We start from the raw sequence: 23341 nt of genomic DNA on the forward strand, positions 1-23341 counted from the left end.
CCATGCTATCGGCGGTGCATGTCTGCCGTCGATCCCGCCAAATACTATGCTTTCCTTGTGGCCATGGCCCTAATGGCTGTCTCGCCCGGGCCGGCCAACCTGTTCTTCATCCGGACGGGTCTTTCGGGCCGCAAGCGTAATGTCTTCGCGGGCGTCGCGGGCGTAAATGCCGCTACCCTCGTGTGGTTCATCGCGGCCGCAATGGGGCTTCAGGCGCTGATGCTGACCTTTCCCCTGGCCTTTCAGATCATGACAATCCTGGGCGGACTCTATCTGGGCTGGTTGGGGTTTTCGACCGCCTTGCACGCCCTGAAACCGGACGATGAGCGCGTCGACCCGCGGTTTCTTGCCGCCCCGGAAGCGTCAGCCATGTCTTCGACCCTTCGCGACGGTTTCGTTGTCCAGATGCTGAACCCCAAGGTCCTGCTGTTCTTTTCGGTGGTCCTGCCGCCGTTCCTCGACATTGGCCGCCCGATGCCCGCTCAGATGTCGGTCTTCGCCGCCACGGCCATCGGCATGGATATCCTGTCAATGACGACCTATGGCCTGCTGGCCCTGACCTTGTCCCGGGTGGTGCAGCAACCGCGCAACCGGCGCCTGTTCGACATCGGCGCCGGAGCTGTGCTGGTTGCCATTGCAGTCCTAATTCTGGGACACGGTGTCTGGGACATGCTCCAGACGTAATTTGACCATATTGACGTTTAACTATTTTACCCAGAGAATTAACCCCAGAGAATTAACCCCAGAGAATTAACCTCTGAATATCCGTACAGGTGGGAAGCAATTATCATGAACAAGAAACTTCTTCTGCCCGCGGCCGCAATGGCAGTCCTGACCCTGCTGTCAGCCTGTGCCACCACGCCGACGCCCTATGCCCCGGCCGACATGACGTCATCGCGCAACTACCGCCCGGGCTTCTCCGAATCCAAGCTGGAAGAAGGCCGGTTCCGCCTGACCTTCGCCGGTAACGATCTGACCTCGCGCGATACGGTGGAGACCTATCTGCTGTATCGCGCCTCAGAATTGACCCTGCAGGAAGGCTATGACTGGTTTGAGGTCGTCAACCGCGATACCGATAGCCGCAGCCGCACGGTCTATTCCGATCCCTTCCCAGGTGCCTTTGGCGGCCTTTCCTGGCGCTATTATGGCCGCAGCCGTTGGACCGGCTGGGGCATGGGTTACGATTCCTGGGACTCCCAGCAATATACCCGTTACGAGGCCCGTGCCGAGATCGTAATGCACAAGGGCGCCAAGCCCGGGAGTGACCCCAATGCCTATGATGCCCGATCGATCCGCGGCAACCTGGAATCGCGCATCGTCCGCCCGACGGCTGACGACCGGCGCTAAGGCTTGGAGCGCAATCCGGTAAAGTGTGCAGCACTTTTCGGATAAATTGCGCGAGAAAACAAAAACTTAGAGCGGGGTTTTGATTTTACCAAAACAAATCCCGCTCTTATGTCCAAGTAAGATAACGGGCGCCCTTTGGCGCCCGTTGTTTTTTGGCGTGCTCTTATTTTTTGTTGCGAATGACCTTGGGCACCTTTAGGCGCCGGCGGTTCATATGGTCACCCTCATGCGGAACCATGGCGCCTTGGGTTGTCGGCTTTTCGCCCTTGAAGTAGAACTTCTGCCAGCCCAGCTTGACCGCTTCAGGATCGCGGGCATTGAGCGACTTGTTAAACTCGTCGCGCATCGACGCCCAGGCCTCGAACTCTTTCTTCAGCTCCGGATCGGTGTCCAGCCCTTTGATGATGGGCTGAATCTCATCCATCTTCTTGTGTTCGATGACCTGGAAGAAGCAGAAAGGTTCGCCCTTCTTAAATGTAACCATGCCGGGCCGGGTCATGCGCCAATTCATGGTGAAAGGAAAGGGCAGCCAGTCAGTTTCAACCAGGCCGGTAAGGGGCTGGATACCGTCTTTGATGAAGTTCGGTGCGCCGGTGGCCCAAACCGCATAGCCAGGTGGCGTGCGGAACAGGTAGCCTGTGTGGAAGGTCAGCACACCATGGGTGAAATGCGAGGTGCAAACATGCTCCATGTTATAGCCAGGGTTTTCGTCGCAGGTAATAACCAGGTCGTTCTTGCCTGGTCCTCCGTTCCACACCACAGTGAAATCGACCGGCACCAGGATTTCCCACCCGGTGGTGTTGGCCATGACCAGCGGCAGGCAGCGGTACGGGAAGCGCTGGTGAAACTCATCCATCCAGTCACGGTCGGGCCGTCCCGGCACGATTTCCGGCGGATAGGTGGTCATGACGAAGCACTCTAATTCCATTGCCTATTTCCCGGTCTTTGCGCTATGGCGGCTCCATGACCGAACCACCGTACACGCCTGATAAACTGCTCGAAGCCTTAGACGATTTGGGCCTGAAAACAAGCACGCTGTGGCATGAGGCGGTATTCCGCGTCGGTGAAGGCGAAGAGATCAAGGCCGCCTTACCCGGCGCCCATACCAAGAACCTGTTTCTGAAGGACGACAAGAGTCAGCTGTGGCTCATTTCGGCGGAGCAGACCACTCAAATCCAGCTCAAGATCCTGCCCAAAATCATCGGCTCGGGCCGGTTGAGCTTCGGGTCGGAAGAGCGGCTTTACAGTGCGCTCGGGGTGCGGCCAGGTTCAGTGACGGCATTCGGGCTCGTCAACGATCCGGATAGAAAAGTGAAGTTTGTGTTGGACAAGGCTCTGTTCGACGCCGAAATCGTCAACTTTCATCCCTTGACCAACACGGCGACCACGGCTTTGAGCCAGGCGGATTTCCGCCGGTTTATCGAATGGCTGGGCCGGGAGCTGGTGGTGGTGGACTTCGTTCAACTGTCCGCTTGACTCCTTACACGTGCGGGGCCATCTCAGGTCACACGAGAACCCAAGCGAGGGACCCATGGCCAGCAACGACCCCAACATCATCGACGGCACCGAACAGAACTTCATGAAGGACGTCATCGAGACATCGATGCAGACTCCGGTGATCGTCGATTTCTGGGCGGAATGGTGCGGACCGTGCAAGCAACTGGGCCCGGCGCTCGAAAAGGTCGTTGCCGAGGCCAAGGGCAAGATCAAGCTGGTCAAGATTGACGTCGACAAGAACCAGGGTATTGCCGGTCAGTTGCGCATCCAGTCGATCCCGACCGTCTACGCCTTCGTCAATGGCCGGCCCGTCGATGGCTTCATGGGCGCCAAATCCGAAACGGAAGTCCGCACTTTTGTCGAAAAGCTCGGCATCAACGAATCCGGCCCGACGATTGAGGAAACCCTGGCTCTGGCCCAGCAGTCGGCAGATGACGGCGACGTCACCAGCGCCCTGGAAGCCTACAGCTTCATCCTGGAGCAGGAACCTGAAAACACCAAGGCTATTGCCGGCGTCGCCCGCCTGTACCTGAAGGTCCAGCAGCCCGACCGCGCCAAGCAGTTCCTCGACATGGCCCCGGCCGACACCAAGGACACCGAAATCCAGGGCCTGCGCGCTGCGTTGGAACTGGCCGAAGACGCGCCGACCAATATCGGTGAGCTGCACGCCCGTCTGGCTAATGACCCGCGCGACTTCGACGCCATGTACGCCCTGGGCCGCGCCCTTGCCGCCCAGGGCGAGATGGTCGATGCGGTCAACCAGTTACTGGAGATCGTCAAATACGAACCGGAATGGAACAACCAGGCGGCCCGGACCTACCTGTTCAAGATCTTCGCGGCCGTCGGCAATGGTTCGGAACTGGCCAAGGCCGGCCGCCGCCGCCTTTCGTCCATGCTGTTCTCATAAAGCGCCCCCATGAACGATATCAGCGCCGCCCCTAAACCCGTCCTCGAAGTCGATCCGCGTCTGCTCGAAGCCCTGGTCTGCCCGGTAACCCGCCGGCCACTGACCTACGACCGGGCGGCACAGGAACTGGTATCACCGACGGCGGGCCTGGCGTTCCCGATTCGCTCGGGCGTGCCGATCATGCTGGTAGACCAGGCGCGCAAGTTCGAGCCCCTAAAGAACTAAAGGACAATCCGATAAGGTGGACGCCAGTTCTCGAGAAAATTACTCTTTAAAACAACAGTTTAGAAAAGCGTTTTGATTCGATCAATACGCATTCATCTCTAAAGAGCAGCGTTAGACCAGCTCACCGCGCAGCAGTTTCGGCAATTCACCGGTGGCCGCACCTGCGTCTTCCATCACGAACTTGCGCAAAGCCGGCACACGATTGAACAGACCCATACCGACGTCGCGCAGGGCCCGCAGCAGCGGATTGCCGTTGGAAAACAGGTGGACAAAACCGTCCATCACCACCGATGTCGAGACATTGTCGAACCGCCGCCACTTGGCGTAGCGTTCCAATACCAGCTCGGTGCCGATATCCTCGCCCAGCCGCGCCGCTTCGATGAGCACCTCGGCCAGGGCGGCCACGTCCTTCAATCCCAGGTTCAGCCCCTGGCCGGCAATCGGGTGAATTCCGTGGGCGGCATCCCCCAACAGCGCCAACCGGCCCTTGTGCATCTCTTCGGCCAGGCCCAGCCCGAGCGGGTAAATGAACCGCGGCCCGACCAGCTCGATCTCACCCAGGAATTCACCGAAGCGCGCCAGCAGGTGGTCATAGAAGAAGCCATCCGTCGCTCCCATCAGGGCTTTCGCCTTGGCATGGGTTTCCGACCAGACGATGCAGGCGCGGTTCTCGGTCAGCGGCAGGATAGCGAATGGCCCCGACGGCAGGAAATGTTCATAGGCGACATGGTTGTGCGGCCGTTCCATCTTCACCGTGCAGACCACGGCGCTCTGGGGATAATCCCACGACACATGGCCGATGCCCGCCTTCTCGCGCAAGGACGACTTGCGGCCCTCCGCCGACACCACCAATGGCGCTCGCAAGATCTCGCCTGTGTCCAGGTGAACCTCGGCAAAGGCGCCGGTTTCGCGATGATCGACGACTGCCGCCGGAACTTTCAGCATGATGCCGCGTTCGGTGACGGCGCGATGCAGCACCTGGCGCGTCATGCGGTTCTCGACCATGTAACCGAGCGGCTCATTCCCCGTCCGGTCGGAAATCTCATCGGCGGCGAAATGGAGGAAGAAGGGCAGCGGTTTCGGGCTAGCGGCGCCGGGCAGGTGACCGTCGGTCACGAAGATTTCATCCATGCGGCAGGCATACTGCTCCAGATCGTCACCGACACCCAGCGCCTTCCATTGTCGGAAACAGGCATAGGCTATGGCCGAAGCGCGGCCGTCAAAACCGGCATCCAAGATCTGGTCGAAGGGTTGTTTTTCGACCAGGGCGACGTCGAGTCCGCCCTTTTCCAGAGCCAGGGCCAGGGTCAAACCGGCCATGCCGGCGCCGACGATGATGACGTCATAGGTTTCCATGGCCGCCATCATAAACCGGACCCGTTAAAGCGCAATGCGGCGGACGGACGCGGACGAAAAACCCCTCTCCCAGCAAGCGGGAGAGGACGAACTATGCGCGATCCCTCCGGTGCAGCGAAGCCCATGGAACAGCGCTTCAGTGATTCAGGGTCCTGGATGCCTCGCACCCTGGTAAATGGGGTTTTAACCATTTGCATGGCATCTGGGGAAGGAACCGCCCCGACTGCCGTGCAGAACCGCCCAGAGACGCCTAAAGAGACGCCTTACCTATGTCCAGCTTAACTCTCTCCGTTTGGAACGCCTTTGAATCGCACATGACCGCCGTCTGGCGTTCGGCGATTATAGCGCGCTTGCGCGGCGCGTTTGTCACCTTGACAGGCCTCGCCTGGATTGTCGCCCTGGCAACCTACAATTCCGCCGATCCCAGCCTGAATTCGGTCAGCCACGACCCCATCCGCAACGCCCTGGGCGGTTTTGGCGCTATCATCGCTGATATCGGAGTTCAATCGATCGGCCTGGCCGCCTGGCCAGCTGCCGCGCTGATGCTTTGGTTCGGCCTGCAGCGCACCTTCCATCACGACCCCGACCAGACGCGAAAGAAGCTCCGGCTGCACGCCCTGTGGGCGACCCTGTTCGTCCTGGGCTTCAGCGCGGCTATTGCACCAATCATGAATTCGGCCGATCCGGTACTTCAGCAAAGCATCGGCGGGTTCTGGGGATCGGGCATCAACGACCTGCTGCAAAGCCTGTTCGACTTCATGCGCATGCCGCAAGGCGTCGGTATCGTGCTGGCCAGCGTGATTTTTGCCGGCATCGCCGCCTATGCCTTCAACCAGACCCTGGCCCTGAAGCTGAACCACTATGCTCGTCTGGGCCAGACCCTGAGCGGCCTGACCGGTCGCGGCCTGGAAGCCATGGGCATGAACCGGACCGCCATGGACATCGCCGCCAAGGCTGTTCGCCCGGCCAAGGTCAAGGCACCCAAGGCCAAACAGGTGGAAACTTTTGTCGACGACGAAGCGTTCGAAACCGTCGATTCGCTGGATCCGCCGGCAGCACGGGTCAATCTGGCGCCCGCTCCGCGCAAGGGCCCGGAGCCGCTTATCCGTCCGAAAATCGAACGCGAAGCAGTTTTCGACGACGATGATGTGGATGACCTGCCTCTGGAACCCGGCATTCGGGTCGAGCCGCCCAAGCCGGTCAAGCCATCGCCGCGCATCGAGGCTGAAAAGCAGCCGGTGTTCGACTTCCTCCGGCCGGGCAATTTCCGCTTGCCGGAACTGTCGATCCTGGCCAAGCCCAAGCCGCGCAGCCACACCGTCGACGAAGACAGCCTGCGCCAGAACGCCCGCATGCTGGAAAGCGTCCTGGCCGAGTTCGGCGTCCGCGGTGTCATTGATCAGATCCGTCCCGGCCCGGTGGTCACCCTGTACGAACTGGCGCCCGCCGCCGGCGTCAAGGGCGCCCGCGTCGTCGCCCTGGCCGACGACATCGCCCGCAACATGTCCGCCCGCTCGTGCCGCGTGTCGGTGGTTCAGGGTCGCAACGCCATCGGTATTGAACTGCCGAACCAGGTGCGCGAAACCGTCTATCTGCGCGACCTGCTGGCTTCGGCCGAGTTCGAACGCGCCACCCATACCCTGCCAATGGCGCTGGGCGAGTCGATCGGCGGCGAGCCCTACATCACCGACCTGGCCAAGATGCCCCACCTGTTGATCGCCGGCACCACCGGTTCGGGTAAGTCGGTCGGCGTCAATGCCATGATCCTGTCCATCCTGTACCGCCTGGATCCGGAACAGTGCAAGTTCATCATGATTGACCCCAAGATGCTGGAACTGTCGGTCTATGACGGCATTCCGCACCTGCTGACGCCGGTCGTCACGGATCCGAAGAAGGCCGTCGTCGCGCTGAAATGGACCGTCAAGGAGATGGAGGACCGCTACCGCCGCATGTCCAAGATCGGCGTGCGCAACATCGCCTCCTTTAACGAACGCGCCCGCGCCACCGCCGCCGAAGGCAAGAACTTTGTCCGCAAGGTCCAGACCGGCTTCGACGAAACCGGCCAGCCCGTCTACGAGTTCGACGAGATGGTGCCCGAGCCCATGCCCTACCTGGTCGTGGTGGTCGACGAAGTCGCCGATCTGATGATGGTGGCCGGCAAGGACATAGAAGGCGCCGTCCAGCGCCTGGCCCAGATGGCGCGCGCCGCCGGCATCCACCTGATCATGGCCACCCAGCGGCCTTCGGTTGACGTCATCACCGGCACCATCAAGGCCAACTTCCCGACCCGGATCTCCTTCCAGGTCACCTCCAAGATCGACAGCCGCACCATCCTGGGTGAACAGGGCGCCGAACAATTGCTCGGCCAGGGCGACATGCTTTACATGGCCGGCGGCGGCCGCATCACCCGTCTGCACGGCCCGTTCGTCTCCGACCAGGAGGTCGAAGCCGTCGCCCAGTACCTGCGTGAACAGGGCCAGCCCAACTATCTCGACGACGTCACCTACGGCGGTGAAGACGATAGCGGTTCGGATGGCGGATCGGATAGCGAAGGCGGCGGTTCAGGCGACGACCTGTACGACAAGGCGGTTTACTTCGTGACTTTCGACCGTAAGGCCTCGACCTCCTACATTCAGCGCAAGCTGCAGATCGGCTATAACCGCGCCGCCTCGCTGATGGAAAAGATGGAACGCGAAGGCGTGGTCGGCCCGGCCAACCATGTCGGCAAGCGCGACATACTTGTGGGTCCGCCCCCAGGTCACTAGATCTCAATCCGATAAAGCGGACGCCATTTTTCAGAAAAATTGCGCGACAAAACAAAAACTTAGGGCGGGGCTTTGATTCCATCAAAACGCATCCAGTTCTGGGCAATCCGCAGCGACTTAAACAACCGCTACAGAAAACACAGGATCGCGGTCCGGGACGGTCGTAACCCGGAAGACCGGCAGAACTGGCCGCTCATCCGTCGCCAATATCCTGAACCGCGACAGCAGATGGGCCAACAAAAACTGACCTTCGACCAGGGCGAAGCTGGCGCCAATACAGATCCGCGGCCCGGCGCCGAATGGTAGATAGGCTTCGACTGTTGCCCATGGCGCATTCACTCCGGCGAAGCGATCGGGCATAAATGCCGTCGGCTGGTCCCAGAATTTTTTGTGCCGGTGCAGCACGAAGGGGCTGATCCACACCTCGGTCCCGGCCCTGATGCGATGACCGCCGACCTCATCGTCTCCCATGGCCCGGCGCGTAATATAGGCCGCTGGTGGATAGAAACGCAGCGCCTCCAGCAGCGTGTTGCGCAACCTCGGCCAGTGCGCCAGGTCTTCCATCCTGGTTACCTGATCGGGCGAGAAGGCCGCGATCTCCCCACACAACCGGTCCTGCTCTGCCGGGTCCAGCGACAGAAGATAGCTGGCCCAGAACAACATCCGCGACGTCGTCTCGAACCCGGCCGCCAGCATGGTCGAGCACTGGTCGCGGATTTCGGCGTCGCTCAGGCCCTCAGCCGTCTGCGGATCGCGCGCCGCCAGCAGCAGGTCCAACAGATCGCCGCGGGCATGGGCGGCGTCACCGCCGGCGGCCCGGCGTTCAGCGATCACGCTGTCGACCATGGCGGTCCATTTGCGGCTGAAGCTCTGCCGCGACGCCATCGCCCAGCCGAAATCGCTTTCAGTCCGCGCCATGCCGTCCATGGGATTGGGCCGGCCCGCGCCACCGAGATAATCGCGCACCATGACCGGAATATCTGCGTGATGTCCTTCGGCCTTTAGCGAAAACAAGGCCTTGAGCACGGCATCCAGGGCGGCACGATGAAAAACTTCCGAAAGACTGATCTCGCCGCCACCAGACAGGCGCGAAAGCATCTGTTCGCCCGCCGTCTGGAAATGTGGGATAAGGTCGTTGATGGCGGCCGGAGTGAACAGCGGCGCCAGCATCCGTCGCTGCCGCCGCCACTCATCACTTTCGGCAAGGAAGACGCCCTGCCCCATGGCCGGCCGGAACAGCCGAGCCAACACAACCGGCCGCCGGTAATTGCTCATATTGTCGAGCAAGACATGCTTGATTCCCGCCGGATCATTGACCGACAGGGTATCGATACCGAAGGCGCTCGACCGGGCATAGAGGGACTGGAACGCTTGTTCGGAATAGATGGAGAGCGGGTTAATGAAAAACTGCGGTAGCCACCGCCACTTGGGCAGTGGACGAGCGTGGATCTTATGGGCCGGAGGATGGATCAGTACCATCAGTCCAGTCTGCAAGTGTTTTCAGGCGGCAGCAAGGCGACAAAAGGCTGCACCCGCTCTGAGATTTGACAAAGGGATCGAATCGCCGTCATGATAAATGTTTGCGCTCATTTTCAATGATTGAGAATTTACCGACTGTTAACCTCTTCCGGTAACGATTGTTCTTCAATCATTGACAGTTTTTCGCGTCAGAACGCCGCTTTTCAACGTTCTGCCCCGGAATTCACGCGTTGCACGAACGCTTGAACGGCCGGTTCACCCCGCCTTCATTTCCGGGCCACAAAGCGGCGGCCTTGCGTCTTTTTCGCGCCTTTGAATTGCCGTTGCGGCCGTTTACGGTCTAGAGACTGAACATGACCTTCAAGGGTAAACTCATGACCGATCTCAACCGCCGTCTCCTGCTGTCCGGCCTTACAGCCGCAGCGCTGGCGTCCACTGCGCCGGCTTTAGCCCAAAGTGGCAAGAATCAATTCGGAGGCCTGATCACGCCGCCTAGTTTCAATGCCGCCGACAAGGGGCGCATTGAAAAGGCGACCGCCTATCTCCAGGCCCTGACGACAGCCCAGGGCCGCTTTGAGCAGACCGATTACCGCGGCCGCAAGACCCAGGGCAACTGGTTCCTGTCTCGCCCTGGCAAGATCCGCTTCGAGTATGATGCGCCCTACGCGCTTCTGATCGTCGCCGATGGTCAAAAGGTGAAGATGTGGGACCCACGCCTGAAGTCGTTCGACGAATATCCCCTGGGGGAAACCCCGCTTTCGCTGTTCCTGTCTCGCCAGATTCGTCTCGACCAGAATGTCGTGGTGACCCAGGTCACGTCCAATGCGTCCGGCTTTACCCTGAAGGCGCGCGATCGCCGTAAGCAGGTCGAAGGCGGGATCGCCCTTGTCTTCGAACAGGCCGTCAATGGCGGCCTGACCTTGCGCGAATGGACGGTTACGGACGCGCAAAGCCGAGCCACCAGGGTGCATCTGATCAGTTTCAATCGTGGAGGCGGTTTCAAAGGCGACCTATTCGTGCTCAACAAGCCGCAGCAAAAAAAATAAATCCATTTTGAACTTTTTACTTGAGAATTTTCTCAAGCGTGTTATTTTTCACACATGGAAATTGGACCGCGTTCGATTTCCGGACGTGCGTTTTTCCTTTTTTCTCTTCGTGTTATGTGCCAAAATCTTGCCCGGTTCGCGAAAACGAACCGGGTTTTTTGTTGTTTTACAGCGGCTTGACCCGCAAGATTTCCGGACAGTATGCGCCTTTCCCTCGTTACCTGGAATGTCAATTCCGTTCGCCTGCGCATGCCGCAAATCCAGGCCTTTCTCGCTCAAACAGAAGTGGACATTCTCTGCCTTCAGGAGATCAAGTGCCAGGAGCACGAATTTCCCCATGATGCCTTCCGCGAACTGGGTTTCGAGCATATCCAGGTCGCCGGCCAGAAGGGCTGGCATGGTGTTGCTATCGTCTCAAAGGTGCCGTTCGAATCGGGTGGTCTTCTGCCCTTCTGCCGCCGCGGCGAGGCCCGGGCCCAGGCGATCCGCGTCACGGATGTCGATATCTGGAACTTCTATATCCCGGCCGGCGGCGACGTCCCCGATCGAACCACCAATGACAAGTTCGATCACAAGCTGGAATTCTACGAACGCCTGTGCATCCACCTGAAACAGCGCAACCGCGACCATCCCCTGCTGATTTGCGGCGACCTCAATATCGCGCCCGGTGAATTTGACGTGTGGAGCCATCGCCAGATGTTGAAGGTCGTCAGCCACACACCGCAAGAGGTAGAGACCTTCAACGGATTCATGGCCTGTGGTAACTTCCATGACCCGTTCCGGGTCGCCTATCCCGATCCGCAAAAGATCTTCACCTGGTGGAGCTACCGCGCGGCCGACTACCGAGCCAGCAATCGTGGCCTTCGGTTAGACCATATTCTGCTGAACCCGGCGTTGATGGCCAGAGTGTCCGACCTGACGGCAACAATTCACGACAACGTCCGCGGCTGGACCCAGCCCAGCGACCATGTCCCGGCCCAGGTCAGCTTCGAACTTTAGAGCGGGATGGCTTTATGTAGAATCGCCAGTTCTAGTTTTTTGATTTGTCGCGCAATTTTCCCGAAAAGTGGCATCCACTTTATCGGATTGCGCTCTAGAATGCCGGGAATTCGAGTTGGTTGGTGTCGTAACCCAATTCCTTCGCCTTTGCGACCATCACGGAGCGCTCGGCGTCTGACGGCACCTTGCGGGCGTAGATCCACAGGTTCTTCATCTTCGGATCGGCGCTGATGAACCAGCTGTTGTCGGGCGCTTCGTACAGTACCCAGTAATGCCAAGTGATGAAAAGCGGATAGCGCACCTTCAGCTTGGCATTGGCGCCGCCGAAATCTTCTATCGTCCCCTGGCCGCGGATGGTCTTAAGTTTGCCTGAGGGGGTGTCCTTGTAACATCCATCCTCGACCGCAACCTCTCCCTTTTCATCGGAGGAATAGGTGCTGTACCCGGCTACGCAGCCGTCGGTCAACCACATAGGTCTTCGGCCGATTTCCAGCCAGGTGCCGGAATAGTGGCTAAGCGGAACCTGCACGGTCGCAGGACCGCCGCCTTCGGGAACCGAAGCGCAACCGGCCAGGGCAAGGGTGGCGGCAGACAGCATAAAGGCTTTGGCAAGCATCGTGTTCTCCTTGTGGCCCCTCATGAATACGCTCCAGCCATCGTTCAGATCATCGCGGCCGTCAGTCTTTGCTTTTTATGTAGTATTCATCTGCGCCGTGCGAGATCACGGCGCCGCCGTCGATCGACCAGTGAGCACAGGGAAGAAAACCGGCGCCCCCGGCTTCCATGAATTCAAGCCGCGTACAGGCGTTGGCGCGCTCATGAATCCGCCACTGGTACTGACGTACTGCGTCGTCCTTCGTAACGGTTGCTGTGCCGTCATCCCTGACGACGAGCTTCGATCTGTCTTCCGAACTTAAATAGGACCCGGGCAAGTCGTTGGGGTTGACCGTGCAGCCCGCAACGCCCGCAAAACTAACGAAAACCGCCAAAATCCGAAACCACATCTCATTCCCCAAAAACAAAACCGGAGCCATTCGGCTCCGGTTTCAGCTAGAACTGTAAGCGGTAACCACCCGCGTCGGTCATCAGCAACCGTGCGTTGGCCGGATCCGGTTCGATCTTCTGACGCAGGCGATAGACGTGGGTTTCCAACGTGTGAGTCGTCACTCCGGCATTATAGCCCCACACCTCGGTCAGCAGCTCTTCGCGTGAGATCGGCTTGCCGCCGGCGCGATAGAGATACTTCAGGATGTTGGTTTCCTTTTCGGTCAGGCGCGTTTTCTTCTGCGTCTGATCGACCAGGACCTTCAACGCCGGCTTAAATTCGTATGGCCCGATACGGAAGGTGGCGTCCTCCGAGGTCTCGTGCGAGCGAACCTGGGCACGAATCCGCGCCAAAAGCACCGCAAAGCGGAACGGTTTGGTCACGTAGTCGTTGGCACCGGCATCCAGCCCCAGAATGGTGTCCGAATCGGAAACCTGGCCGGTCAGCATGATCACCGGCGTGGTCAGCCCGCCCTTGCGCAGAATACGGCAGGCCTCACGGCCATCCATGTCCGGCAAGTCGACATCGAGCAGGATCAGGTCGGCATTGATCGTTTTGGCCAGACGCACGCCTTCGGCGCCGTTCGCGGCCTGAGTGACCTTGAATTCCTCATGAAGTTCGAGTTGCTCAGCCAGGGCTTCGCGCAGTTCGTCGTCGTCATCGACTATTAGGAGGGTTTTTTGTTGCACCATGATCCTGTATCTTGTGTTTTCTTTTCAGTTTGAGGGAAACTTCGTCCGATGGTCAAGGTTTATACCGCACAGGTAGCGGACACAGGTGTCGGAATCCCTTCACTTTCCCTTGATGAACATAGTGTGCGTTGTGCTCTGGGGAAAGGGGGCGTGATCGCTGCGGGTGACAAAAGGGAGGGCGATGGCAAATCACCTGCCGGTGTTTGGCCTATCCGCTACGTTTTTTACCGACCGGATCGCATGGATACCCCGCAAACGCGGCTGAAACTTGTTGCTCTGTCGCCGGACGACGGCTGGAGCGACGATCCGGCGGCCCCCGACTACAATACCCACGTCAAACTCCCTTATGCCGGCAGTCACGAAAAACTATGGCGTGATGACCATGTCTACGATGTGATCGTCGTTTTGGGGCATAACGATGACCCGCCTGTCGCTGGTATGGGGTCGGCCATTTTCCTGCACCTTGCGCGACCCGACTATTCCGCTACCGAGGGCTGCGTGGCCGTGTCCGGTGATGGCATGCTGGCATTCCTGCGCGCGGCCCAACCCGGAGACCAGGTCGAAATCCGATAGAGCGCAATCCGATAAAGTGTGACGCACTTTTCGGACAAATTGCGCGACAAAACAAAAACGTAGAGCGAGATGGCGATTCTACCAGAAGCCATCTCGCTATAGCTGCCTCGAAATTATAGTTGACTAGGATATTGTCTTTATATAGTTGCCTAGGCAACCAATGAGAGCCAGATGTCCAACGCCGCTCAGATCAGCCCGCTGACACGCCACCTCGGCTACTGGCTGCGCTTTGTCTCCAATCACGTATCCCACGCTTTCGCCCAAAAGGTCGAAGCCAGGGGGGTCACGGTGGCGGAATGGGTCGTCCTGCGCGAACTGCTGGAAAACGGACCAATGTCACCGTCAGCCCTGGCGGATCATCTTGGCTTGACGCGCGGTGCCATTACCAAGCTGGCCGATCGGCTGATTGTTAAATCCATGATTGGCCGGGCCTTTCGCCTGGATGACCGCCGCTGCCAGATCCTGGAAATCCATGACAAGGGCCGCGAACTGGTACCCCTGCTGGCGGCCCTGGCCGATCGCAACGAATGTGAGTTCTTCGGACATATGAGCGAATCCGACCGCGAAACCCTGGGTCGGCTGATGCGCGATCTGGTCCGCTACCACAAACTGAAAACCATCCCGACGGAGTAAACCGTGACCAGCGACATCCGCAGCGCAGCGCAAGCCTGTACCCTTGGCTCCGATCAGGAGCTTATGTCCTTTCCAGAGGTCCTGGGCCGATTGGCGGCCGTGGGCATAGAACGGTATCATGCCGACCTGCAACGGGCGGAGAAGACCTACTATCTGCCGGACGGCCGGTTTGAAGTGACGCCCACCCTGGATCTTGCCGAACCCGCCGCGGAGGCTTTCGATGCCGCCGGCGTCGAGTTGGCAGTCCGCGACAGCCAGGCCGGCATCATCAAGTATAAGGCGTTTTGTTCACGTATTTTGCGCGCCGGCTGCGTCGGCTATTTCGTGTCCCTGGCCGGGCACCGCGCCGTCTATTATGGCCGCACCGGCGAAACCCACGTCGAGCTGTTCCCAAACTGAAGCTGCCGTAAGGCGGCAGACCATCCTTGGGACTCCGCAGACTACACAAATTAACTCTCTGAATAATCTGCGAAATTTGTGTAATCTGTGGACCCGCTGCCTTTGCTTTAACGCGCGCCGAAGATGGCCGAACCGACACGAATTTCGTTCGACCCAAATGCCAGGGCGGCTTCGAAATCGTCGCTCATCCCCATGCTGAGGTGCGTTACACCATTGCGCTGCGCGATCTTGCGCAACAAGGCAAAATACGGTCCCCGCGGACCCTCGACCGGCGGAATGCACATCAGGCCCGCCACCTCCAACCCGAAAACCTCGCGGCACTCCCGGATAAATCCATCCGCCTCGGCCGGCAGTATCCCCGCCTTCTGGTCTTCCTCGCCGATATTGACCTGGACATAAGTCACCGGCCGCCGGCCCTGTTTCTGGATCTCCTCCGCCAAGGCCCGCGCAATCTTTTGGCGGTCAACCGTTTCGATCACATCAAAAAACCCGACCGCCTCCTCCGCCTTGTTGCTCTGTAACGGCCCGATCAGCCGCAACTCCAGTCCCGGCCAGTCGCCACGCACCGGTGACCAGCGCTCTTTCGCTTCCTGGACCCGGTTCTCGCCAAAACGGCGATGACCGGCCTGCAATACCGGCAGGATGACGTTCCACGGCTGGGTCTTGGACACCGCCGTCAGGAAGGCTGACTCCGGCGCTCGTCCGGCGTCGACCAGGCCCTTGTGCATCCTGGCCATCAGCCTAAGATAGGCGGCACTCGAGTCGTTCAGGGTTTCCACCAATGACATACCGGACTCGCTTTCAATATCTGCTCGACAAGGCCACTGACATAACCCGGGAGGCTCGGGCTTTCCTACCCTTACATCAACGTTTGCCGCCGCTTTTTTTCGTCTCTGACCCGGTGCGCACCCCCCACCCTGAGGATATTGCCACCCTGCTGCCCGCCGGTACTGGCATTATCTTCCGCCATTTCGGCGAAGCCCACGCCCGGCAGCGTGCCAAGCTGCTGCGCAAGATCGCTGACGATCACGGTCTGGTCCTGCTTATCGGTGAAGATGACGCCCTGGCGCTGGACGTCGGCGCCGACGGCGTTCACCTGGCCCAGGCCAGTCTGGGACGCGCCGCCGACCTGCACCGCAACCACCCTCAGCTCAGGCTCAGCGCTGCCTGCCACGACATCGACACGCTGGCACGCCTGCCCGACTCCACGCCGTTGCAGGCTGTGTTTATCTCGCCTGTCTTTAACAGCCGAAGCGCTTCTGCCAGGGACGTGACCCCCCTCGGCGCCAGGGGCGCACGCGACTATACCGCCGTGACAGGCTTACCGGTCTACGGGCTGGGGGGGATTACCTGTTATTCGATCGCGGAGTTACGAGATTGCGGACTGGCCGGTTTCGGCGCTGTCGACGCATTTCATATCGCGGATTAGAATTTTTACGGCTGGAGCCTGGCAGGTCTTAAAACTTGAATTTCGTTTCAAATTTAACGCGCGGCTGGGACTTGTCCTTGACTGTCTTAGGTTCGGGCTTCAGCGGATCGGACTTTTCACCGAAACCGACGGTACCACCGACACGCAACGACGGGGTCAGCTTATAGAAGGCGCCCGCATCGATATCATTAAGACCGGACGGCGCGGTTTCAGGCTGGTTGACATCGAACTTGACGCCCCACTTGCCCTTCAGGTCGAACTGATAGATTTTCGACTGGGTCTTGGGGTAGGTAATGCTCGGCTGGTCGATCAGGCTGTCCTTGGACTGCGTGAAGCCGAGGAAACCTGTGTTGGAGCCCGTCTTGGACTGGCCCGCGGCATGGGCGAGCGTCGAGGAACCGGCGATTGCCAGAACCAAAACGGACATAGCCATGGTCACAACGGGTTTCATCAACTCAGCTCTTCAAGCCCTTGGTCCAATTCCGGCGAAAAAGTATACCTTTTTCGTCCAGCCCCGGACGCACATTAGCGTTCTACACATCCAATTTGGCATAGATGTGTCAATTTCGAATTAAGGCGAATTGCCACCGGGGTCAATTTTGAATCGTACGCAAAATCGCTCAAGATTACATTCGCGTAATTGATGTGTTGAATCGGCAACGGATTCGGCCTAGGCAAAACACAGTTACGCGGTAAACCGGCATTGATCCCTTATATTTCATGCCAGACATGGCGCAACGCCTTGAATTTGCCGTTCTGTTGGTAAAGTAAGAAAGCACCTCTTGTCATACCCCACCGGCGGCGTGCTATAGAAGGGCCGGACCAGACGGTGGTAAAGAGAAAACTTAGGAATCCCGGCCTTGGGGGAAAGTTCAAGCCGCCCGCGGATCCGACCATTTGCGGAGTGATCAATTCGATGACGACTAAGCGGTATATGGCCTTCGCGGCTTTAGGACTAGCCCTGGCCTTGAGCGCCTGTGCCAGCGCAGGCAAGAAGGACGGCGTGGCCTACACGACGCCCGAAAGCGACGGCAAGATCCTCGGCATCTTCGGCGGCGGCGACAAGGCAGCGAAGCAGGCAGCTTACAACGAACAGGCCGGCATAGGCGTGAACGCCTATCTGTGGCGCGCGTCGCTGGACACCATCTCCTTCATGCCCCTGATCTCAGCCGACCCGTGGGGCGGCGTCATCATTTCGGATTGGTACGCCAATCCGCAAAAGCCGGACGAGCGTTTCAAGACCACCGTCTATATCCTCGATGCACGCCTGCGCGCCGACGCCCTGAATGTCTCGGTCTACAAGCAGGTCCAACAAGGCGGTCAATGGATCGATGCCGACGTCTCGCAGCAGACCCAACTCGACATCGAAAACGCCATCCTGACCCGGGCACGCGAGCTTCGCCTCTCGGACGTCAGAAACTAAGGTTTTTCCTTCACCTCATAAAAGGCCGCCGCGGGAAACCCGGCGGCTTTTTTGCTGCGTCACATTTCAGTGGCGCCCCCTGCCGCGTCACCTTATAAGCACGGCATTCCCGTTCCTTCCTTACCGCACCCCAGTCTTCCGATAGCATGGCCCGTTACAATCCTAAAGAAACCGAACCCAAGCAGCGCCAGCGCTGGGACGACGCCCAGACCTTCCTGACGCGCGATGATCCGTCCAAGGAAAAGTACTATGTGCTGGAGATGTTCCCCTATCCGTCGGGGCGCATCCATATGGGTCACGTCCGCAACTATGCCATGGGCGACCTGGTGGCGCGGTTCAAACGTGCCCGCGGTTTCGACGTCCTCCATCCCATGGGCTGGGACGCCTTTGGGATGCCGGCCGAGAACGCTGCCATGGAGCGCAATGTCCACCCCAAGGGCTGGACCTACGACAACATCGCCAATATGCGCAGCGAGCTGAAGCGCCTGGGCCTGTCGATCGACTGGACGCGCGAATTCGCCACCTGCGCCCCGGAGTACTACGGTCAACAGCAACGCTGGTTCATCGACCTGCTGAAGAACGACCTGGTCTACCGCCGGGAAAGCCAGGTCAACTGGGACCCCGTGGACATGACCGTCCTGGCCAACGAACAGGTCATTGAAGGCCGCGGCTGGCGCTCCGGCGCCCTGGTCGAGAAGAAAAAGCTGACGCAGTGGTTCATGCGCATCACGCGCTTTGCCGACGACCTGCTGGAAGGCCTGTCCACCCTGGAACGCTGGCCGGACAAGGTCCGCACCATGCAGGCCAACTGGATCGGCAAGTCGCGCGGCCTGCAGATGCGCTTCCCGATCCATAAGAGTGACGAAAGCGTTGAGATCTACACCACCCGCCCGGACACCCTGTTCGGCGCGGCCTTTATCGCTATCGCCGCAGACCATCCGCTGGCCCAGAGCGTGGCGACGGAAAACCCGAAACTGGCCGACTTTATCAAGTCGATTCAAAAGGGCGGCGTCTCCCAGGCCGATATCGACACCGCCGAGAAGCTGGGTTTCGACACCGGCATCAAGGTCGATCATCCGTTCAAGCCAGGCACCACCCTGCCCGTCTGGGTCGCCAATTTCGTGCTCATGGACTACGGCACCGGTGCCATCTTCGGCTGCCCGGCCCACGACCAGCGCGATCTCGACTTCGCCCGCAAGTACCATCTCCCGGTCACCGAAGTCGTTTTGCCCAGCGGTGCCGACGCCGGTACCTGGTATGTCGGCAACGAAGCCTATACCGGCCCGGGCACCATCTTCCACTCCGACTTCCTGGACGGTCTCGAGATCGAAGCCGCCAAGGACGCCGCTATCGAACGCATCGAGGCCTTAGGGTTGGGGACCGGCGCCACCGTCTTCCGTCTGCGTGACTGGGGTGTATCGCGCCAGCGCTATTGGGGCTGCCCGATTCCGGTCATCCACTGCGAGGCCTGCGGTGTCGTGCCGGTGCCTGACGAGCAATTGCCCGTGGTACTGCCCGAGGACGTCACCTTCGACATCCCCGGCAATCCGCTGGAGCGCCATCCGACCTGGAAACACGTCAACTGTCCGTCCTGCGGCGCCAAGGCGCGGCGCGAAACCGACACGCTGGATACCTTCGTCGATTCGTCGTGGTATTTTGCCCGCTTTACCGACCCGAAGCATCCCCAGCCGATCAACAAGGCGGCCGCCGACCACTGGCTGCCGGTCGATCAGTATATCGGCGGCATCGAACACGCCGTCCTGCACCTGCTCTACGCCCGCTTTATCACCCGGGCGCTGAACCACTGCGGCTATCTCGACGTGAAGGAGCCCTTCGCCGGCCTCTTCACACAGGGCATGCTGACCCACGAAACCTATACAGACGGCACCGATGAGTTCGGAAAACCCAACTGGATCGAGCCGGCCGATGTCGAGTTCGAAACCGTAGACGGCAAGCGCGTCGCCAAGCGCCTGTCGACCGGAGCTACCCTGACCATCGGCGACATCGAAAAGATGTCCAAGTCGAAGAAGAACACCGTCGCGCCCGGCGACATTTTTGATACCTATGGTGTTGATTCCGCGAGACTTTTTGTTCTGTCCGACTCGCCGCCGGAGCGCGACGTGCAGTGGTCGACCTCCGGCGTTGAAGGCTCCTGGCGCCTGACCCATCGTATCTGGGACCTGTTCGACAGCCTGCCGGACGAATCCCTTCCGTGTACCGACGAAGCCGCTGCACACGCCCTGCGCAAGGCCGCGCATAAGGCCGTCAAACTGGTCACCGAAGGTTTCGAGGGCTTCCGTTTCAACGCCGCCATCGCCAAGCTGTACGAGCTGGTCACCATTATCCGCACCTCCGACATCGCCAAAACCGGCTCCGAGGCGCGCATCGACGCCCTTACCCTGCTGGCCGGACTGATCGCGCCCGTCACGCCGCACCTCGCCGAAGAGTGCTGGACGCGTCTGGGCCGCGACGGCCTGATCGCCGAAGCCGCGTGGCCGCATTTCGACTCAGCCCTGGCGCAGGATGACGCCTATGTCATGCCTGTTCAGGTCAACGGCAAGCGCCGCGGCGAAATCCTGATCCAGAATGGCGCCAGTGAAGACGAAATCCGCGAGACAGCGCTTGCGGATGCCGATGTTAAACGGCATCTTGATGGTGCGACGATCCGCAAGATTATCATCGTGCCGAACCGAATCCTCAACTTCGTGGTGGGATAAGATGCGAGCTGCCCTGAAACTGCTTTGCCTCGGCGCCCTCGCCGTCCTGCCGGTGACCCTCTCGGGCTGCGCTGGCTTTACACCCCTCTATGCCGAGCGGGTCACGGTTAACATGGCCCAGATCGGTATCGAGGTCCCCCAGACCCGCACCGGCTATTATCTGGAACAGGACCTGCGCAGCGGTTTCGGCGCCGATGACATCTCGCCCAAGCTCTACAAACTCAGCGTCACCATGCAAGAGCGGCACTATTCGATAGGCTATCGTGTCGACGAGACCTCGACCCGCTCTGAAATCACCAGTCGCGTCAGCTATGTCCTGACCGATATCCGGACGAACAAGCGCATAACCCGTGGCAACTTCAGCGAAACCGTGACCTTCAACACCAGCCAGTCACCCTTTGTCGGTGTCGTCTCCCAACAGGATGCTCAGGAACGGATGGCGGGAGTCATCTCGGAACGTATTCAAGCCGATTTGGCCCTGTATTTCCACAATAAGGCAAAGTAAGAGCCTCCGGCGGGCAGGGTCGAGACCCTGCACCCATAACTCATGAAACTCGTCAAGAAACCTGAAATCGACGCCTTCTTCAAAAACCCGCCCAGCCACGTGCTCGGCGTGCTCATCTATGGCAAAGACCGAAGCCAGGTGATCGAACGGGCGACTGGCCTGGCCAAAAAGATCGTTCCCGACATCAATGACCCCTTCAACGTATCGCTCGTCACCGATACCGACATCGAATCCGATCCGGCCCGGTTGGAAGGTGAACTCCAGTCGCTCTCCCTGATGGGTGGGCGCCGCCTCATAAGGCTCAAGTTCTTTACCGAGAAAGCAATACTGGACAAGGCCGTGGCGGCCGTCGTCAAGCAACACGCCGCCGGCGACTACAACCGCGAAGCCTTCCTGGTCATCGAAGCCGGTGGCTTGGGTGGTGACTCGGCCCTGCGACGCCTGGCTGATGCCGACAAGGCCCTGGTCAGCATAGCCTGTTACGAAGACGAGACCGGCGACATCGTCCGCATGGCGCGAGAAGCCTTCGCCAGCAACGGGGTGGCGCTGACCACCGGCGCCATGGACATCTTCGCCCAGCGCCTGCCCAAGGAACGCGGCATCGCCCATCAGGAAATCGAACGCCTGATCCTGTTCATCGGCCCCAACACACACAAGACCCTCGACGAGCGCGAACTTCAGGACTTCCTCGGCGTCGAACCCGAGGCCTCCCTCTTCAAGGCCGCCCAGGATGCTTTCGGTGGCCGGATGAAATCCGCTCAGGCCGGCCTGCGCCGCGCCTTTGCCGAGGGAGAGACCGGCCCCGACGCCATGCGCGCCCTGTCCGGCCATTACAGCAAGGTCAAGCTACTCAAGAGCAATATGAGCAAGGGTCTGAGCAGCAAGGAAGCCGCCAAGGTATCCGGCGTATTCTGGAAAGACGAAGCCGACATGTTGCGTCAGGCCCAGACCTGGAGTTTCGATTTGCTCGACCCCCTTGCCAGCGATCTGATCGAGGCCGACAAGCAGTGCAAGTCGACCGGCATGCCCGACCTGCTTATCGCCGAGCGTCTCTATCTGCAAATCGCCGGCAAGGCCAATCGCGCCGGCCTGTAAAGATTATTCTTCCTTCTCCTCCCCATTTTTTCAATGGGGAGGTGGCGAGCAAGTGAGCCCTCTTATGGGGCGAAACGCGTCGAGACGGAGGGGTCCACTTTTCCCACGACAACGCCACCAAATACCAACGGCGCCAAGGCCTGATCTTTCTTCGCCCACCCCGTTTACAGGGAGGGTGGCGCGAAGCGCCGGGCGGGGCTCTTCCTCAAGAGTCAAAGTCAGGCGCTGTTGATATAATGCCTGCTCTCTCACGAATCTGGCGGGTGTTGGATGCGGCGTCCGCTGTCAAATTCGCGACAAACGCCGTTCTTCAAAAATTCCTTTTTATTTCATTAACTTACGGCACAACTCATCGAGCTGTTCAAGGCTTTTATAACTCAACTTGAGCTCGCCCCGGCCGCCAGCATCGCTCAGCTTAACTTGAAGACCCAAAGCCTCCTGAAGGTCCTGTTCGAGTGACAGAATGTCGGCATTGGCGGCCGGCCGGGTCCTGGCCGCCTTGTCCTGGGCCCTACCCTCGTCGCGCACCAGAGCCTCGGCCTGGCGCACGGACAGACCCTCTTCGATGATCATCCGTGCCAGAATTTCCGGGTTTTGCGCCGTGATCAGCGTGCGGGCATGACCGGCACTTATCCGGCCCTCAAGCACATGGTCCTGAATCAACTCCGGGAGGGCCAGCAAACGCAGGGTATTGGCTATGTGCGACCGCGACTTGCCGACCACCTGGGCCAGGGCATCCTGAGTCCGCCCAAAGCGTTCCATCAGAACCTTGTAAGCTCGCGACTCTTCGATAGGATTGAGGTCGGCACGCTGAACGTTTTCTATAATGCCGACCTCCAGAACTTCCAGGTCGTTCAGTTCACGGATAATCACCGGCACAGTATGCAGTCCCGCCTTCTGGGCGGCACGCCAGCGCCGTTCGCCGGCAATGATCTGGTACTTCCCGGGTTGACCAGGGGCTGACCGAACGAGAATAGGCTGCAGCACACCCTTCTCACGAATCGAATTCGATAGCTCCTCGATCTCGGCCTCACCGAACACGCGGCGCGGCTGGTCTGGATTGCGGACCAGCAATTCTGTCGGCTGTTCAAGGCCACGCACGCCATCGACAGGCTTGTCTGCCGATCTGTCGGTTGGAGTCGAAACTCCCTGATCGCCCAGCAAGGCCGACAGCCCGCGACCCAAACCTCTATTTTTTTCAGACATTTA

Annotated in this window: 25 protein-coding genes; 16 read left to right on the plus strand and 9 right to left on the minus strand. The window is 59.6% G+C overall.

The window, feature by feature from the left end:
- The first annotated feature begins 18 nt into the window (after positions 1–18).
- Together ABAC402_RS28325 and ABAC402_RS28330 are read left to right on the plus strand one after the other, a co-directional pair.
- Entirely contained in the window at positions 19–684 is a 666-nt protein-coding gene (locus ABAC402_RS28325; RefSeq protein WP_023449102.1) for a LysE family translocator, read from the plus strand.
- A 105-nt stretch (positions 685–789) separates the two neighbouring features.
- On the plus strand, positions 790–1347 hold the full coding sequence (locus ABAC402_RS28330; RefSeq protein ID WP_023449103.1) for a hypothetical protein: 558 nt from the start codon (positions 790–792) through the stop codon (positions 1345–1347).
- A gap of 163 nt (positions 1348–1510) precedes the next feature.
- On the opposite strand, the gene ABAC402_RS28335 is transcribed toward ABAC402_RS28330, so the two are convergent.
- A complete protein-coding gene (locus tag ABAC402_RS28335; RefSeq protein ID WP_031235431.1) occupies positions 1511–2275 on the minus strand; it encodes a DUF6065 family protein in 765 nt (254 codons plus the stop codon).
- Positions 2276–2310: 35 nt separating this feature from the next.
- Here ABAC402_RS28335 and ABAC402_RS28340 point away from each other — a divergent pair, with 35 nt between their 5' ends.
- From ABAC402_RS28340 to ABAC402_RS28350, 3 genes are read left to right on the plus strand one after another with little or no spacing between them, the layout of a single operon-like run.
- Entirely contained in the window at positions 2311–2823 is a 513-nt protein-coding gene (locus ABAC402_RS28340) for a prolyl-tRNA synthetase associated domain-containing protein (RefSeq protein WP_031235432.1), read from the plus strand.
- Between the two features lie 55 nt (positions 2824–2878).
- Positions 2879–3751 (plus strand): thioredoxin, encoded by an 873-nt coding sequence (gene trxA, locus ABAC402_RS28345; RefSeq protein ID WP_023449106.1) that lies wholly within the window; start codon positions 2879–2881, stop codon positions 3749–3751.
- Between the two features lie 18 nt (positions 3752–3769).
- Positions 3770–3976 (plus strand): Trm112 family protein, encoded by a 207-nt coding sequence (locus ABAC402_RS28350; RefSeq protein ID WP_040409889.1) that lies wholly within the window; start codon positions 3770–3772, stop codon positions 3974–3976.
- A 111-nt stretch (positions 3977–4087) separates the two neighbouring features.
- On the opposite strand, the gene ABAC402_RS28355 is transcribed toward ABAC402_RS28350, so the two are convergent.
- Positions 4088–5332: a UbiH/UbiF/VisC/COQ6 family ubiquinone biosynthesis hydroxylase gene (locus ABAC402_RS28355; RefSeq protein ID WP_031235433.1), complete on the minus strand. Its 1245-nt coding sequence runs from the start codon at positions 5330–5332 to the stop codon at positions 4088–4090.
- 269 nt (positions 5333–5601) lie between these two features.
- Here ABAC402_RS28355 and ABAC402_RS28360 point away from each other — a divergent pair, with 269 nt between their 5' ends.
- Positions 5602–8097, plus strand: a complete 2496-nt coding sequence (locus ABAC402_RS28360; protein WP_031235434.1) for a DNA translocase FtsK — start codon at positions 5602–5604, stop codon at positions 8095–8097.
- A gap of 117 nt (positions 8098–8214) precedes the next feature.
- Here the strand turns inward: ABAC402_RS28360 and ABAC402_RS28365 are convergent, their stop codons facing one another.
- Positions 8215–9576 (minus strand): cytochrome P450, encoded by a 1362-nt coding sequence (locus tag ABAC402_RS28365; protein ID WP_023449110.1) that lies wholly within the window; start codon positions 9574–9576, stop codon positions 8215–8217.
- Between the two features lie 374 nt (positions 9577–9950).
- On the opposite strand from ABAC402_RS28365, the gene ABAC402_RS28370 reads away from it, so the two are divergent.
- On the plus strand, positions 9951–10622 hold the full coding sequence (locus tag ABAC402_RS28370) for an outer-membrane lipoprotein carrier protein LolA (protein ID WP_031235435.1): 672 nt from the start codon (positions 9951–9953) through the stop codon (positions 10620–10622).
- A gap of 201 nt (positions 10623–10823) precedes the next feature.
- Positions 10824–11621 carry an exodeoxyribonuclease III gene (gene xth, locus ABAC402_RS28375; protein WP_023449112.1) on the plus strand — a complete coding sequence of 266 codons (798 nt, stop codon included), beginning with the start codon at positions 10824–10826 and terminating at the stop codon, positions 11619–11621.
- Between the two features lie 94 nt (positions 11622–11715).
- Here xth and ABAC402_RS28380 read toward each other — a convergent pair whose 3' ends face one another.
- The 3 genes from ABAC402_RS28380 to ABAC402_RS28390 all read right to left on the minus strand — a co-directional run bounded on the left by ABAC402_RS28380 (position 11716) and on the right by ABAC402_RS28390 (position 13358).
- Positions 11716–12237 carry a lipocalin family protein gene (locus ABAC402_RS28380; RefSeq protein ID WP_023449113.1) on the minus strand — a complete coding sequence of 174 codons (522 nt, stop codon included), beginning with the start codon at positions 12235–12237 and terminating at the stop codon, positions 11716–11718.
- 61 nt (positions 12238–12298) lie between these two features.
- Complete coding sequence (locus ABAC402_RS28385) at positions 12299–12655, minus strand: hypothetical protein (RefSeq protein ID WP_023449114.1); 357 nt, start codon at positions 12653–12655, stop codon at positions 12299–12301.
- 16 nt (positions 12656–12671) lie between these two features.
- Entirely contained in the window at positions 12672–13358 is a 687-nt protein-coding gene (locus ABAC402_RS28390; protein WP_023449115.1) for a response regulator transcription factor, read from the minus strand.
- Between the two features lie 48 nt (positions 13359–13406).
- Here ABAC402_RS28390 and ABAC402_RS28395 point away from each other — a divergent pair, with 48 nt between their 5' ends.
- The 3 genes from ABAC402_RS28395 (at position 13407) to ABAC402_RS28405 (ending at position 14963) form a co-directional block, all read left to right on the plus strand.
- Complete coding sequence (locus tag ABAC402_RS28395; RefSeq protein ID WP_031235437.1) at positions 13407–13931, plus strand: L,D-transpeptidase; 525 nt, start codon at positions 13407–13409, stop codon at positions 13929–13931.
- Between the two features lie 171 nt (positions 13932–14102).
- Positions 14103–14564 carry a MarR family winged helix-turn-helix transcriptional regulator gene (locus tag ABAC402_RS28400; RefSeq protein ID WP_023449117.1) on the plus strand — a complete coding sequence of 154 codons (462 nt, stop codon included), beginning with the start codon at positions 14103–14105 and terminating at the stop codon, positions 14562–14564.
- A 3-nt stretch (positions 14565–14567) separates the two neighbouring features.
- Positions 14568–14963, plus strand: coding sequence for a DUF1398 domain-containing protein (locus ABAC402_RS28405; protein ID WP_023449118.1), 396 nt, complete (start codon positions 14568–14570; stop codon positions 14961–14963).
- A gap of 107 nt (positions 14964–15070) precedes the next feature.
- On the opposite strand, the gene ABAC402_RS28410 is transcribed toward ABAC402_RS28405, so the two are convergent.
- A complete protein-coding gene (locus tag ABAC402_RS28410) occupies positions 15071–15751 on the minus strand; it encodes a YggS family pyridoxal phosphate-dependent enzyme (RefSeq protein ID WP_023449119.1) in 681 nt (226 codons plus the stop codon).
- Between the two features lie 113 nt (positions 15752–15864).
- On the opposite strand from ABAC402_RS28410, the gene ABAC402_RS28415 reads away from it, so the two are divergent.
- Positions 15865–16392, plus strand: coding sequence for a thiamine phosphate synthase (locus ABAC402_RS28415; protein WP_235079935.1), 528 nt, complete (start codon positions 15865–15867; stop codon positions 16390–16392).
- Between the two features lie 28 nt (positions 16393–16420).
- Here ABAC402_RS28415 and ABAC402_RS28420 read toward each other — a convergent pair whose 3' ends face one another.
- The gene (locus ABAC402_RS28420; protein ID WP_023449121.1) at positions 16421–16843 is read right to left on the minus strand and encodes an NtrZ family periplasmic regulatory protein; all 423 of its coding nucleotides are present in this window, start codon (positions 16841–16843) and stop codon (positions 16421–16423) included.
- Between the two features lie 465 nt (positions 16844–17308).
- Between ABAC402_RS28420 and ABAC402_RS28425 the strand changes: the two genes are divergently transcribed.
- The 4 genes from ABAC402_RS28425 (at position 17309) to holA (ending at position 22132) form a co-directional block, all read left to right on the plus strand.
- Positions 17309–17815 (plus strand): DUF3576 domain-containing protein, encoded by a 507-nt coding sequence (locus ABAC402_RS28425; protein WP_031235440.1) that lies wholly within the window; start codon positions 17309–17311, stop codon positions 17813–17815.
- A 146-nt stretch (positions 17816–17961) separates the two neighbouring features.
- Entirely contained in the window at positions 17962–20532 is a 2571-nt protein-coding gene (leuS, locus tag ABAC402_RS28430) for a leucine--tRNA ligase (RefSeq protein ID WP_023449123.1), read from the plus strand.
- A gap of 1 nt (position 20533) precedes the next feature.
- A complete protein-coding gene (locus tag ABAC402_RS28435) occupies positions 20534–21037 on the plus strand; it encodes a hypothetical protein (protein ID WP_023449124.1) in 504 nt (167 codons plus the stop codon).
- A 42-nt stretch (positions 21038–21079) separates the two neighbouring features.
- Positions 21080–22132, plus strand: coding sequence for a DNA polymerase III subunit delta (holA, locus tag ABAC402_RS28440; protein ID WP_023449125.1), 1053 nt, complete (start codon positions 21080–21082; stop codon positions 22130–22132).
- Positions 22133–22456: 324 nt separating this feature from the next.
- On the opposite strand, the gene ABAC402_RS28445 is transcribed toward holA, so the two are convergent.
- Complete coding sequence (locus ABAC402_RS28445; protein WP_031235441.1) at positions 22457–23338, minus strand: ParB/RepB/Spo0J family partition protein; 882 nt, start codon at positions 23336–23338, stop codon at positions 22457–22459.
- Between the last annotated feature and the right edge of the window lie 3 nt (positions 23339–23341).

It is taken from the genome of Asticcacaulis sp. AC402, assembly GCF_000495835.1.
Taxonomy (GTDB): Bacteria; Pseudomonadota; Alphaproteobacteria; order Caulobacterales; family Caulobacteraceae; genus Asticcacaulis.

Excerpts from the sequence above, each read along its gene's own strand:
- ABAC402_RS28325 (WP_023449102.1), top strand. The coding sequence starts at position 19 with ATGTCTGCCGTCGATCCCGCCAAATACTATGCTTTCCTTGTGGCCATG.
- ABAC402_RS28330 (WP_023449103.1), top strand. The coding sequence starts at position 790 with ATGAACAAGAAACTTCTTCTGCCCGCGGCCGCAATGGCAGTCCTGACC.
- ABAC402_RS28335 (WP_031235431.1), bottom strand. The coding sequence starts at position 2,275 with ATGGAATTAGAGTGCTTCGTCATGACCACCTATCCGCCGGAAATCGTG.
- ABAC402_RS28340 (WP_031235432.1), top strand. The coding sequence starts at position 2,311 with ATGACCGAACCACCGTACACGCCTGATAAACTGCTCGAAGCCTTAGAC.
- trxA (WP_023449106.1), top strand. The coding sequence starts at position 2,879 with ATGGCCAGCAACGACCCCAACATCATCGACGGCACCGAACAGAACTTC.
- ABAC402_RS28355 (WP_031235433.1), bottom strand. The coding sequence starts at position 5,332 with ATGGAAACCTATGACGTCATCATCGTCGGCGCCGGCATGGCCGGTTTG.
- ABAC402_RS28360 (WP_031235434.1), top strand. The coding sequence starts at position 5,602 with ATGTCCAGCTTAACTCTCTCCGTTTGGAACGCCTTTGAATCGCACATG.
- ABAC402_RS28365 (WP_023449110.1), bottom strand. The coding sequence starts at position 9,576 with ATGGTACTGATCCATCCTCCGGCCCATAAGATCCACGCTCGTCCACTG.
- ABAC402_RS28370 (WP_031235435.1), top strand. The coding sequence starts at position 9,951 with ATGACCGATCTCAACCGCCGTCTCCTGCTGTCCGGCCTTACAGCCGCA.
- xth (WP_023449112.1), top strand. The coding sequence starts at position 10,824 with ATGCGCCTTTCCCTCGTTACCTGGAATGTCAATTCCGTTCGCCTGCGC.
- ABAC402_RS28380 (WP_023449113.1), bottom strand. The coding sequence starts at position 12,237 with ATGCTTGCCAAAGCCTTTATGCTGTCTGCCGCCACCCTTGCCCTGGCC.
- ABAC402_RS28385 (WP_023449114.1), bottom strand. The coding sequence starts at position 12,655 with ATGGCTCCGGTTTTGTTTTTGGGGAATGAGATGTGGTTTCGGATTTTG.
- ABAC402_RS28390 (WP_023449115.1), bottom strand. The coding sequence starts at position 13,358 with ATGGTGCAACAAAAAACCCTCCTAATAGTCGATGACGACGACGAACTG.
- ABAC402_RS28395 (WP_031235437.1), top strand. The coding sequence starts at position 13,407 with ATGGTCAAGGTTTATACCGCACAGGTAGCGGACACAGGTGTCGGAATC.
- ABAC402_RS28400 (WP_023449117.1), top strand. The coding sequence starts at position 14,103 with ATGTCCAACGCCGCTCAGATCAGCCCGCTGACACGCCACCTCGGCTAC.
- ABAC402_RS28410 (WP_023449119.1), bottom strand. The coding sequence starts at position 15,751 with ATGTCATTGGTGGAAACCCTGAACGACTCGAGTGCCGCCTATCTTAGG.
- ABAC402_RS28420 (WP_023449121.1), bottom strand. The coding sequence starts at position 16,843 with ATGAAACCCGTTGTGACCATGGCTATGTCCGTTTTGGTTCTGGCAATC.
- ABAC402_RS28425 (WP_031235440.1), top strand. The coding sequence starts at position 17,309 with ATGACGACTAAGCGGTATATGGCCTTCGCGGCTTTAGGACTAGCCCTG.
- leuS (WP_023449123.1), top strand. The coding sequence starts at position 17,962 with ATGGCCCGTTACAATCCTAAAGAAACCGAACCCAAGCAGCGCCAGCGC.
- ABAC402_RS28435 (WP_023449124.1), top strand. The coding sequence starts at position 20,534 with ATGCGAGCTGCCCTGAAACTGCTTTGCCTCGGCGCCCTCGCCGTCCTG.
- holA (WP_023449125.1), top strand. The coding sequence starts at position 21,080 with ATGAAACTCGTCAAGAAACCTGAAATCGACGCCTTCTTCAAAAACCCG.
- ABAC402_RS28445 (WP_031235441.1), bottom strand. The coding sequence starts at position 23,338 with ATGTCTGAAAAAAATAGAGGTTTGGGTCGCGGGCTGTCGGCCTTGCTG.